Origin of the sequence: Clostridium sp. FP1 (genome assembly GCF_011065975.2) — a bacterium.
In the GTDB taxonomy this organism is placed as follows: Bacteria; Bacillota; Clostridia; order Clostridiales; family Clostridiaceae; genus Clostridium_AD; species Clostridium_AD tagluense.
Genome location: NZ_JAAMNJ020000001.1, coordinates 863129 through 875786 on the forward strand (window position 1 = coordinate 863129; position 12658 = coordinate 875786).

At 34.4% G+C, this 12658-nt stretch carries 9 protein-coding genes; 4 read left to right on the forward strand and 5 right to left on the reverse strand.

Annotated features, from left to right (window positions below):
- The first annotated feature begins 9 nt into the window (after positions 1 to 9).
- On the forward strand, positions 10 to 897 hold the full coding sequence (gene xdhB / locus G9F70_RS04355) for a xanthine dehydrogenase subunit XdhB (RefSeq protein WP_164944830.1): 888 nt from the start codon (positions 10 to 12) through the stop codon (positions 895 to 897).
- The gene (gene xdhC, locus G9F70_RS04360; protein WP_164944829.1) at positions 890 to 1378 is read left to right on the forward strand and encodes a xanthine dehydrogenase subunit XdhC; all 489 of its coding nucleotides are present in this window, start codon (positions 890 to 892) and stop codon (positions 1376 to 1378) included. Before xdhB ends, xdhC begins: the two co-directional genes overlap by 8 nt.
- 73 nt (positions 1379 to 1451) lie before the next feature.
- Here xdhC and G9F70_RS04365 read toward each other — a convergent pair whose 3' ends face one another.
- The 5 genes from G9F70_RS04365 to dpaL all read right to left on the reverse strand — a co-directional run bounded on the left by G9F70_RS04365 (position 1452) and on the right by dpaL (position 7867).
- Complete coding sequence (locus G9F70_RS04365; protein ID WP_164944828.1) at positions 1452 to 2804, reverse strand: uracil-xanthine permease family protein; 1353 nt, start codon at positions 2802 to 2804, stop codon at positions 1452 to 1454.
- Between the two features lie 29 nt (positions 2805 to 2833).
- Positions 2834 to 3763 (reverse strand): carbamate kinase, encoded by a 930-nt coding sequence (gene arcC, locus G9F70_RS04370; RefSeq protein ID WP_164944827.1) that lies wholly within the window; start codon positions 3761 to 3763, stop codon positions 2834 to 2836.
- Between the two features lie 94 nt (positions 3764 to 3857).
- Positions 3858 to 5051, reverse strand: a complete 1194-nt coding sequence (ygeW, locus tag G9F70_RS04375; protein ID WP_164944826.1) for a knotted carbamoyltransferase YgeW — start codon at positions 5049 to 5051, stop codon at positions 3858 to 3860.
- Positions 5052 to 5291: 240 nt separating this feature from the next.
- Positions 5292 to 6602 carry a YgeY family selenium metabolism-linked hydrolase gene (locus G9F70_RS04380; protein ID WP_164944825.1) on the reverse strand — a complete coding sequence of 437 codons (1311 nt, stop codon included), beginning with the start codon at positions 6600 to 6602 and terminating at the stop codon, positions 5292 to 5294.
- Positions 6603 to 6652: 50 nt separating this feature from the next.
- The gene (gene dpaL / locus G9F70_RS04385; protein ID WP_411956011.1) at positions 6653 to 7867 is read right to left on the reverse strand and encodes a diaminopropionate ammonia-lyase; all 1215 of its coding nucleotides are present in this window, start codon (positions 7865 to 7867) and stop codon (positions 6653 to 6655) included.
- Positions 7868 to 8261: 394 nt separating this feature from the next.
- Here dpaL and ssnA point away from each other — a divergent pair, with 394 nt between their 5' ends.
- Both ssnA and ygfK read left to right on the forward strand, forming a co-directional pair.
- Positions 8262 to 9596 carry a putative aminohydrolase SsnA gene (gene ssnA / locus G9F70_RS04390; protein WP_164944823.1) on the forward strand — a complete coding sequence of 445 codons (1335 nt, stop codon included), beginning with the start codon at positions 8262 to 8264 and terminating at the stop codon, positions 9594 to 9596.
- 12 nt (positions 9597 to 9608) lie between these two features.
- On the forward strand, positions 9609 to 12611 hold the full coding sequence (gene ygfK, locus G9F70_RS04395) for a putative selenate reductase subunit YgfK (RefSeq protein ID WP_164944822.1): 3003 nt from the start codon (positions 9609 to 9611) through the stop codon (positions 12609 to 12611).
- Positions 12612 to 12658 lie beyond the last annotated feature (47 nt).

Sequence of the window (12658 nt, forward strand, 5' to 3'; positions counted from 1 at the left end):
GAAATAACAATGTATGATATAGAAAAAATATATCAAGCAACTTCAGTTAAAGATGCAATAAATCATCTTGCAGCTGATCCTAAATCCATAATTATTGCAGGTGGAAGTGATGTGCTTATCAGCATTCGTCATGGCAAGCTTGCGGGGTGCTCACTTGTTAGTATTTATGGCCTGGAGGAACTAAGAGGAATAACATTTGGTGAAGATGGCAGTATAAAAATAGGCGCTATTACAAGTTTTTCTCATATAACAAAAAATGCGATTATTCAAAAATATGTTCCAGTCCTTGGGGAAGCTGTTAATGAAATAGGGGGACCACAATTAAGAAACATTGGAACAATTGGAGGAAATATTTCAAATGGAGTTACAAGTGCTGATAGTGCATCCACGTTATTTGCGCTGAATGCCAAGCTTCAAATTGAAGGACCCACAGGCATTCGAGTTATTCCTATTTCAGAGTACTATGTAGGTCTAGGAAAAGTTAGTTTGAAAAATGGTGAATTACTGACGGCTATCTATATTACAAAAGAAAATTACGAGAATTTTACAGGAAATTATATTAAATATGCTATGCGTAATGCAATGGATATTGCAACCCTTGGATGCAGTGTAACTTGCAAACTTAATGCGAAGAAGGATACTATTGAAGATGTACACCTTGCATTTGGTGTTGCAGGCCCTATACCTATGAGATGCCCAAAAGCTGAAGAAGCTATAAAGGGAATGAAAATTTCTGGTGAAATGTTCAATGTTTTTGCAGAAGTTGCAAAAAGCGAAGTTAATCCGCGTTCTTCTTGGCGTGCATCTAAAGATTTTCGTCTTCAGCTTGTTTATGAACTCAGCAAACGGGCTTTAAAGGAGTCAATAAGAAAATCGGGAGGCGTAATCAATGGCTAATGGAATTTTAAACTGCACAGTAAATGGTGAAGCTAAGCAAATTATGATAGATGATAGAGAGTCGCTTACGGATGTTTTAAGAAATCAGCTAGGCCTTACAAGTGTTAAAAAAGGTTGTGAGGTTGGAGAATGTGGAGCTTGTACTGTGCTTATTGATGGTGAAGCATTTGATTCTTGTATTTACCTTGCAATTTGGGCAGAAGGTAAAGAAATTCGTACAGTTGAGGGACTTATGGATGCTGAGGGGAATATATCAGATATTCAAGAAGCGTTCATTGATGAAGCTGCTGTTCAATGCGGTTTCTGTACATGTGGAACTATTATGTCATCCATACCTGTTCTTGAAGACAGTAAAGAGTACACAACAGAAGAAATTAAAAAAGAACTCTCCGGTAATCTTTGCCGTTGTACAGGTTATGAAAATATATTAAATGCTGTAGAAAAAACTAAAAAGCATCGTTGTGAAAATTGTAAAAATTGAGAACTATAATGATAAAATAAACAGAAATAAAAAAAACAATTCGCTTTATCTAATAATGCGAATTGTTTTTTATTTACATGCCTTTTGTTTGATTTTTAGCATTAGTAATAACAACATCTTCAGGTTTATCTTTAGGTAAGATAAGATTCAGTGCTATTGCAACTAATGTTGTAACAACAATGGATGATTTACCAAATATAGATATAAACCATATTGGGAATAGAGCAAATGCATTAGGAACTTCAACAATACCTATACCGAGTGCAATTGCAATGCCTACCACCGCTGAATTTCTCATTGTAAGATCATTTGAAGCAATCATTTTAACTCCTGTCATTGTTATTGTGGCAAAAACAGAGATGGTTGCACCACCAAGGACACATTGAGGAATAGTTGTAAGCAGTGAAGCAAATTTAGGAATAAGACCAGATAAAATTACAACAAAAGAAGCAAAAGCAAATACCCATTTATTGATAACCTTATTTGTAATTACTATACCAACATTTTGGCTATATGTTGCAGTTGGCATACAACCAAATAGTGCGCCAATTATACTTGAAAATCCGTTTCCAATAATACCACCGGAAAGCTCTTTATGAGTAGGATTTCTATCCATACCACCACCGGTTGTGGCTGATAAATCACCTATAGCTTGAACAGAATTTACAATGTACATTATAGCCATAGATATTATAGCTGTAGTATTAAAACTTATACCAAAGTGTAGTGGGGTTGGAGCTTGAAAAAGTCCTGCTGAAGTCACCGCATCAAAAGATACCATTCCAAGAAATATAGAAATAATATATCCTACCACCATACCTATTAAGATAGATGCTAGTTTGAGAGTTCCCTTAGTAAAGAAATTTAAAAACATTACAACAGCAAGTGTTATTAGAGCAACGGCCCAGTTTTTAGGAGAACCAAAAGTTGGAGAGCCAACGCCGCCAGCTATATATTTAATAGCAACTGAATACAGGGATAATCCTATGGAGAATATAACTGTACCAGTAACAAGTGGTGGAAAGAATTTTATAAGCTTTTTAAGGAATATTCCGAAAATTATAGAAACTAAACCACCTACCATTTGGGCTCCAAAAACCGTAGCAATATTAAATTCACCGGTAATAGCAGCCAGGGTTGGAACGTATGCAAAACTTACTCCCATAATTACCGGTAACCTGGAACCTATATGTTTACCCAGTGGGAATATTTGAATTAAAGTTGCTATACCAGCAAAAAACAGTGAGGACTGTACAAGTAAAATCTTATCAGCAGCAGTAAGGTTTGCAACTCCAGCAACTATAAGAGCAGGTGTAACACAGCCCACAATCATAGCAACAACGTGCTGCATGCCCAGTGGTATAATTTCTTTGAGTGTTGGCGTGCCGTCATATTGGAATAATAAAGACTTTTGATTAGAACTCATAAAAACTCCCCCTCAGGATTTAATTTGAATTATTTTATAATAGTACCTGTTTTGCCGGCTATACCATCCTTAGCCTTTTCAAGTAGTGTTATAAGTGAATATCTTCCATCTTTTGATGAGGCAAAATCAATTGCGGCTTCTACTTTAGGTAGCATTGAACCAGGTGCAAAATGTCCTTCTTTTGCATACTGTTTAATTTCAGAAGTTGTAATATTATGGAGCCATTTTTCATTTGGTTTTCCAAAGTTTATAGCAACTTTCTCTACGGCTGTTAAAATAATAAGACAATCCGCATGGAGTTCTTTTGCAAGAGTACAACTAGCAAAGTCTTTATCTATGACAGCGTTTACGCCTTTTAGATGATTACCTTCTTTTATAACAGGTATACCACCACCGCCACAGGCGATAACAACTTGTCCCATTTCAACTAATGATTTTATTGTTTGAATTTCAATAATACCTACTGGTTTTGGCGAAGCAACGACTTCTCTATATCCACGACCTGCGTCTTCAATAACCACTTTACCACTTTTCACGGAAATATCAGCTTCTTCTTTTGTCATGAAACTTCCAATAGGTTTTGTTGGATTTTCAAAGGCTTTGTCCTTTGGGTTTACTTCAACTTGTGTTATTATTGTTGAAACACTTTTGGCTATATTACGGCTCAGAAGTTCTTCTCTAAGCGCATTTTGCAAATCGTAACCAATATAAGCTTGGCTCATTGCAACACATACAGACATAGGGCATAGTGAATATTTAGGATTATTTTTATGTAATTCACTCATAGCAATATTAATCATACCAACCTGAGGCCCGTTTCCGTGAGATATAACAACTTCATTTCCATCTTCTATAAGGTCAACTATAGCTATAGCAGTAGATTTTACAGCCAGCATTTGCTCCTCTAAATTGTTTCCAAGAGCATTACCACCTAATGCAATTACTATTTTTTTCTTCATAATATTATCCTCCTAAAACTAATTTTATATAGTAAAAGGCTAGGTAGAATTTATAATCCACTCTAGCCTTTCACTATAAAAGTAATTTAAAATATTATTTTATTTTACGGCTTTTATTGTTTTTCTCAAGCATAGATAAAACTCCCTGTGGATTTTTAATTTTACTTAAAAAGATCATGGAAGCGATTGCATAAGGTTTATAACTAGCTTCTCTGTAAAGTGGTTTACGGTAACGATCAAATACAGAAGCGTCAACTTCCCCAACTTCGCAGCTAAGTCCTGAGATATCAGCTGGTAGACAGTGAAGATAAAGTGCTTTTCCATCTTTTGTTGTTTTCATAAGCTCTTCAGTACACTGCCAATCTTTATGCTCAGCATTTTGTGCAAGCAGTTCTTTTTCAAGCTCATTTATACCAGCTTGGTCACCTTTTGCATATAAATCTGTACGTTTTTCCATAGCAATAAATGGAGCCCAGCTCTTAGGATAAACTATGTCAGCATCTTTGAATGCTTCTTCCATAGAATTTGTTTTTGTAAATGAACCACCAGATTCTTTAGCATTTTTCATTGCAATTTCTTCTACCTCATTCATAACTTCGTAACCTTCAGGGTGTGCAAGAACAACATCCATACCGAAACGAGTTAAAAGTCCTATTATTCCTTGAGGAACTGAGAGTGGTTTACCATATGATGGAGAATATGCCCAGGACATAGCTATTTTTTTACCTTTTAAATTTTCAATTCCGCCAAATTCATTAATGATATGAAGAGCATCAGCCATACATTGAGTAGGGTGATCTATATCACATTGCAAGCTAACAAGAGTTGGTCGTTGTTCTAAAGTGCCTTCTGCATTGCCTTCTTGTACATATTTAGATACGTCTCTCATATAGGTATTGCCTTTTCCGATATACATATCATCACGGATTCCGATAACATCTGCCATGAAAGAGATCATGTTAGCTGTTTCTCTTACTGTTTCACCATGTGCAATTTGAGATTTTCCTTCATCAAGATCTTGAACTTCAAGACCAAGGAGGTTACAAGCAGAAGCGAAGCTAAATCTTGTACGAGTTGAATTGTCACGGAATAGTGAAATTCCAAGGCCACTATCAAAAATCTTTGATGATATATTATTTACTCTTAATTCTTTAAGAGCTTCTGCAACAGTAAAAACTGCTTCTAATTCATCTTTTGTTTTTTCCCATGTAAGTAGAAAATCATTGTTATACATTTTTTTGAAATCTAAGGAGTCAAGTTTTGTTACGTATTTATCCATTAAAGCCATTTTAATAGTCCCCTTTTTATTTAAGATTATTTATTCCATCTTTTAGCACGCTAAAAAATCATATGTTGTGTAAAATGCTATTTGAACGAACTTAGCAATTCTTAACGGATTTTATTGAAGTAGCCGTTAAGAAAATCATATGTTTGAGCGATAGCGAGTTTATGATTTTTAGGATATTTTAATAAAATCCGATTAGAATTGCTTAGTGAAGAGAGATAGCATTTTTAGCAACATAGGACTTTATTTATTTTTACAATAAATTGTTGGAAGAGCAGCATATACAGCAGCGCAGCGAACGAGGTCTGCTTTCCAAGTTACTTCATTTGGAGCATGTGCCTGAGATTCTGCACCAGGTCCGAATCCTATGCATGGTATTCCATGACGACCCATTATAGCAACACCGTTTGTTGAGAATGTCCATTTATCAGTAAGCGGACGAGCTTTTCTCATTTCATCAGTGTTATTAGAACCGCTTCTTGTTGTTCCGAACATTCCTTTGTATGATTCTTCCATTGCCTTAACAACAGCATGATCTTCAGGAATAACCCATGTAGGGAAGTAACAATCTTGAGGGTATGAAAGTCCAGTCCAACTTTCCTTGTCATATTTATACATAGTAACTTCAGCATTATATTTTTTAGCAGCTGGAAGCTTTCGAATTTCTTCTAAGCAACTTTCAAAGGTTTCTCCAGATGTCATACGACGATCTAATGAAATCGCGCAAGAATCAGCTACAGCGCAACGGCTTGGCGAAGTAAAGAATATTTCTGATGTAGTTACAGTACCACGTCCTAAAAACTTCGCTTCTTCGAATTTAGGGTTATATTTTTTATCTAACATTTTTACGAGACCTTTGATTTCTGTAGAATCAGCAGCATCATTTGTGTTAAGGTTTTTGATATCCATTAATATTTCAGCCATTTTGTAGATTGCGTTGTCTCCTCTTTCTGGAGCTGAACCGTGGCATGAAACACCCTTAACATCAACACGGATTTCCATACGTCCTCTATGTCCTCTGTAGATACCGCTATCAGTTGGCTCTGTGCTTACAACAAATTCAGGTTTGATTTTATCCTGTTCTATTATGTGAAGCCAGCAGTTTCCGTCACAGTCCTCTTCCTGTACTGATCCAACTATGAGAGCTGTGTAGTCTTGGCTTAACATGTCAAGATCTTTCATTATCTTAGCGCCGTATACAGCTGATACGATACCACCAAGTTGGTCAGATGTACCACGTCCACCAATTTCTTCCTCGGTTTCAAAACCTATATAAGGATCAAAAGTCCAGTTAGAAAGCTCTCCAAGACCAACAGTGTCAATATGAGCATCAAAAGCTATAAGAGTTTTACCTGTTCCAACATAACCTAAAATATTCCCCTGTGGATCAATTTCTACTTTGTCAAAACCAAGAGAAATCATTTCTTGCTCTATTCTTTTGACAACATCTTTTTCACCACAACTTTCGCCAGGAATAGCAATTAAGTCACGTAAAAATTTTGTCATTTGTGCTTTATAACCCTCTGATTTTTCTTTAATAGCGTTAAAATCCATAATACATTCCTCCTATAATTAGTATAAATTTTTTACCTAATATTAATATATTATAATGATGAATAATCACCATTCCAAACAATTTGGCGGAAAAAATCCGGGTCAGTATTTCCTTCTGTTGAAAATAATAGAACTTTTGAATTTTCATCAAGTTTCAATGCTTGTTTTAAATCTTTTAACTCATCATTTTTCATGATTTCAAAAAGGACACCCATTGTTACAGCACCAGATTCACCAGAAATAACTTTAGGATCTCCCTTAAGAGGTACAGCATATGTTCTCATACCTTTAGCAGAAATATTATCTGGGCAAGATACAAAGAATGAACTATTATTTTTCAAAATATCCCATGCTATTGTATTTGGTTCACCACAGGCAAGTCCTGCCATAATTGTTTGCATATCATCAGTAACAATTCTTATATCACCATCTTTAGCTGTGGCTGAACGGAATATACAATCTGCTTTATTTGGCTCTACCACAGTAACTATTGGTGGATTATTTGGATAAGCGTTTGCAAAATATCCTTGAACCGCACCAGCAAGAGAACCCACTCCGGCTTGTATAAAAATATGAGTTGGTGCATCACAATTATCATCATGCAGTTGCGCGTTTGCTTCCATTGCCATTGTTCCATAACCTTGCATAATCCAAGTAGGGATTTCTTCGTAACCTTCCCAAGCTGTATCTTGAATAACTACAGAACCAGGAACTTTTGCGGATTCAGCCATTGCAATACGAACACATTCATCGTAATTTACTTCTTCTATTGTAGCTATAGCATTTTCTTTTTGAATGTTTTTAAGCCTAATTTCGGATGAACCTTTTGGCATAAAGACAACACATTTTTGGTTTAATCTATTAGCTGCCCAGGCAAGGCCTCTTCCGTGATTTCCATCAGTTGCTGTGAAGAAGGTTGTCTGTCCGAAGTCTTTAAGAACTTCTTTTGATGTAATAGCATTGTAAGGAAGCTGCGATATATCTTTACCTAATTTTTTTGATATGTAACACCCTATAGCAAAAGAGCCACCTAAGACTTTAAAAGCATTTAATCCGAATCTGAAAGATTCATCTTTTATATACAGATTTTTAAGACCAAGGAAATTAGCCATATTATCTAGTTTAGCTAAAGGTGTTTTAGTGTACTCTGGGAAACTTTTATGAAAGGAAGCTGCCTTAGCAATTTTTTCAGGGGACATTATATTTAGCATATTGTTATCGGTTTTGGGTAGTTTATTTGATACCCACTTTATTTTATTCATAATAGAACCTCCTAAGTTATTAAGCTACATTGTCGTTAATTAAATTCATTTTAATATGAACATAATTTTATAGCGTTATATTATATAGCCTATATGTTTTATTCTTTAGTTATCAATGAAATTGGGCTGTATAATTTTTTTAAAAATTCCTCTGTTTAGATAAAAAATCTAGAGTTAAAAGAATCTTATAAATATTTTATAAATTCAGTATATCAATATTTATTTCTAAAATCAACAATTTTTGCAAAAATATTTTTTATTTACAAAAATATTTTTTAAAACAAATTGACTAAAATAGGAAAACGGTGATAGAATGAATTTAAAGAATTAATAAGAATAATCAATTAATTGGTCATGTATTGTTTTAGAATTATAAATATATTTTAGGAGGAGTATTATGATATTAATAGGTAATGGTAAGTTATTGACGAGAGATGCTGATAATACATTTATTGAGGATGGCTGTGTATGTATTGATGCTAATATTATTGTTGACCTGGGAAGCACGCAGCAAATGAAGAAAAAGTATGAGGGTGCTGAGTTTGTAGATGCTAAAAATGGTTTAATTATGCCAGGAATGATTAATACTCATCATCATATATATAGTGCATTTGCAAGGGGACTTTCTATTAATGGTTATAACCCTAAAAGTTTTGGAGACATACTTTCCGGAATGTGGTGGAAAATAGATAGGTCGTTAACATTAGAAGATACAAAATATAGTGCCTATTCAACTTATATAGATTGTATAAGAAATGGTGTTACAACTGTTTTTGACCATCATGCAAGTTACGGTAGCGTTTCCGGAAGTTTATTTCAAATATCGGATGTAGCTAAAGAACTTGGCATTCGTACATCTCTATGTTATGAAGTTTCTGATAGAGATGGACAAGAAAAAATGAGACAAGCTGTTAGTGAAAATGTTCAATTTATGAAGGCAGCTAAAAAGGATTCTTCTGATATGCAAAAGGGTATGATGGGACTTCATGCATCATTTACGTTAAGTAATAAGACTTTAGAATATTGTGCGCAAAATATGCCGTGTGGTGCTGGATATCATGTGCATACAGCAGAAGGTATAGATGATGTATACGATTCATTAAAAAAATACAATAAAAGATTAGTGAACCATTTATTTGACCTTGATATTTTGGGAAACAAAACTATTGCTGTACACTGTATACATATTAACCCTGCTGAAATCGATTTACTAAAGGAAACAGATACAATGGTAGTACATAATCCAGAATCTAATATGGGTAATGCTGTTGGATGCACACCTGTGCTAGAGTTTGCACGAAAAGGATTGACTGTAGGGCTTGGAACTGATGGATATACAAGCGACATGTTTGAATCTATGAAGGTTGCAAATATTTTGCACAAGCACCATAACTGTGATCCGACTGTGGCATGGGGAGAAGTACCACTAATGATTTTTGATAACAATGCAAAAATTGCCAATAGATTTTTTGAAAAACCTCTTGGAGTTATAAAAAAAGGGGCCTATGCTGACATTATAGTAGCAGAATATGATCCACTAACACCATTAAATGCGGATAATGCAAACTCTCATATCTTATTTGGGATTAATGGAAGATGCGTAACAACTACAATGGTAAATGGTAAAGTTCTTATGAAGGACCGTAAAATTATGGTTGTTGATTCTGAGAAAATTATGGCCAAATCAAGAGAAGTATCAAATAAATTATGGACTAAAATAAATAAAAACTAGGGGGCATTAATTATGGGTGATAGAATGACACCTATTCCATTTAAAGAATTAATGGAGTGGATTATTGAGGAAAATAAGAAGTACGGTAAGATATTTGGAGTGAATAGATTTTTTAAAAAGCAGGATGATAAGGTGCTTGAAATATTCGGAGAAAAAATTGAAACTCCTTTTGGTCCAGCAGCTGGTCCACATACACAATTAGCACAAAATATAATTGCAGCTTACGTTTCTGGATGTAGATTCTTCGAATTAAAAACAGTACAGACTCTTGATGGTGAAGATTTACCTGTGTCAAAACCATGCATAAAAGCAGAAGATGAGTGCTATAACGTAGAGTGGTCAACAGAGCTTAGAGTTCAAGAAGCATACGCAGAGTATGTTAAAGCATGGTTTTCATTAAAAATATTGTCAAAAGAGTTAGAACTAGGAGATCCAGAAGGCTTTATTTTTAATATGAGTGTAGGATATGATTTTGAAGGAATTTCTTCACCTAAAATAGATGAATTTATTATGGGACTAAAGGATGCATCTAAGAGTAATATTTGGAGTGAATGTACTCAGTACGTCTTAGACAATATAGAAAAATTTAAAAATATAGATAAAGGGTATGTTGAAAGTATATCACCTAGGGTATGTAGATCAATAACATTATCAACATTACATGGATGTCCATCAAAAGAAATTGAACATATTGCAACATATCTATTAAATGAAAAAGGACTAAACACTTATGTAAAATGTAATCCTACTTTATTAGGGTATGAGTTTGTACGTAAAACTTTAGATAGCATGGGATATGATTATGTATCATTTGATGAGCATCATTTCAATGAGGACTTACAATTTGCTGATGCTGTAGTTATGTTTAAAGGTCTACAAGAGCTAGCAAGTAAAGCTAGATTGTCATTTGGTGTTAAATTAACAAATACAGTTCCAGCTCTTATAAAAAATGGTGAATTACCAGGTGATGAGATGTATATGTCAGGGAAATCTCTATATCCTCTTGCAATAGCACTTGCAAATAAGCTTTCAAGTGAATTTGATGGAAAACTTAAGATTTCTTATTCCGGAGGTGCAGATGTTTTCAATATAGTTGATATATTTGAAACTGGAATTTGGCCTATAACCATAGCAACAACACTTTTAAAAGTTGGCGGATATCAAAGATGCGTTCAAATTGCTGAAGAATTAAATAAGGCAGAATACGCTAATAAGTACGTTATGGATAATGAAAAATTAAGAAATCTAAAAGATAAATCAGTAAAAGATATTCATCATATAAAGCCTATAAAACCCATTCCTAATCGCAAAATAAATGAAAAAGTGCCACTAGTTGATTGCTTTATTGCATCCTGTGAGAAGGGATGTCCTATAGCACAGGATATTCCAGAATATATACGTCTTGTTTCAGAAGGCAAACATCTTGAAGCACTAAAGGTTATAGTAGAAAAAAATCCGCTTCCATTTATAACAGGAACAATATGCAGCCATGCATGTATGAGTAAATGTAGCAGAAATTTCTATGATGAGTCAGTTAATATAAGAAATATAAAATTACAAGCTGCAGAGGGTGCATATGAGTCCCTGATGAAGGAACTTACACAAACAGAGAAAAGCAATGTAGCGGTAGCAATAGTTGGTGGAGGAACTACAGGTCTTGCAGCAGCATATTTCCTTGCAAGAGAAGGAATGGATGTAACGATCTTCGAGAAAAGAAATTCTTTAGGCGGAATAGTAAAACATGTTATTCCTGAGTTTAGAATATCATCAGAGTCTATTGAAAAGGATATTGAACTTGCTTGCAGCTTGGGAGTTAAAATTGAGTTAAATTCAGAGCAAAATTCTGTAGAAAAGTTAAAAGCACAGGGATTTAAATATATCTTATTTGCAATTGGAGCATGGGCGAAAGGTAGAGTAAATATTGAAGGTGAAAATGTAATTAACGTAATTGATTTCTTAGAGAGATTAAAAAATAAAGATAGTGAATTAAATCTTGGTAAAAATGTAGTTGTAGTAGGTGGTGGTAACACTGCTATGGACGCAGCAAGAGCAGCTAAGAGAGCAGCTGGAGTAGAACATGTATATTTAGTATATCGTAGAACTAAAAAATACATGCCTGCAGATGTGGAAGAATTAGAGCTAGCTACCCAAGATGGAGTGGAATTCAAAGAATTACTATCACCAGTAAAGCTTATGAATGGTGCTTTAAAATGTGAGATTATGAAACTGGGAGAGCCAGATGAAAGTGGTAGGAGAAGACCAATTGCAACCGGCGAGATGATAGATATACCAGCAGATATTGTAATACCCGCAGTTGGTGAAAAGATAGATACTGTGATATTTAAAGAAAATAATATTAAAATAAATGAAAAAGAGCAAGCTATTGTAAATGAGGCAACACTGGAAACAAACATTGAAAGGGTATACGTTGCTGGAGATGGGCTGCATGGACCTGCTACAGTAGTTGAAGGAATAGCTGATGCAACAAGATTTGCAAGAGCTGTAGTTAAAATAGAAAAAAAGTGTGATTTGACAATGAATTTACCTATGGTGTCCACAAATACTGAGGCAGCAACAGCTAAAAAAGGTATACTTAAAATGGCTACTACAGGTGGCGAGGAATGTGAAAGGTGTCTTGAGTGTTCAACAGTATGTGAAGCCTGCGTTGATGTATGTCCTAATCGTGCAAATATTACTATTAAAGTAAAGGGAAATAAAATGCATCAAATAATTCACGTTGATAAGATGTGCAATGAGTGTGGAAATTGTGAAACTTTCTGTCCATATATGAGTGCTCCCTATAAAGAGAAGTTTACACTATTTGCTACAGAAGCAGATTTTAAAAATAGTGAAAACATGGGATTTGTATTAATTAACAAGGGGGAGAATATTGTAAAAGTAAGATTAGAAGATAAGGTTTTAGAAGTTAATCTTAATAGGAGCAATACAGGAATACCTAAAGATATTGAGAATATGATTTGGGCTGTAATTTCAAATTATAGCTGTATGGTTTAAGAATCCAATAGGTAAAATTAGAGGTAAATTATTATAAAAAATTGAAG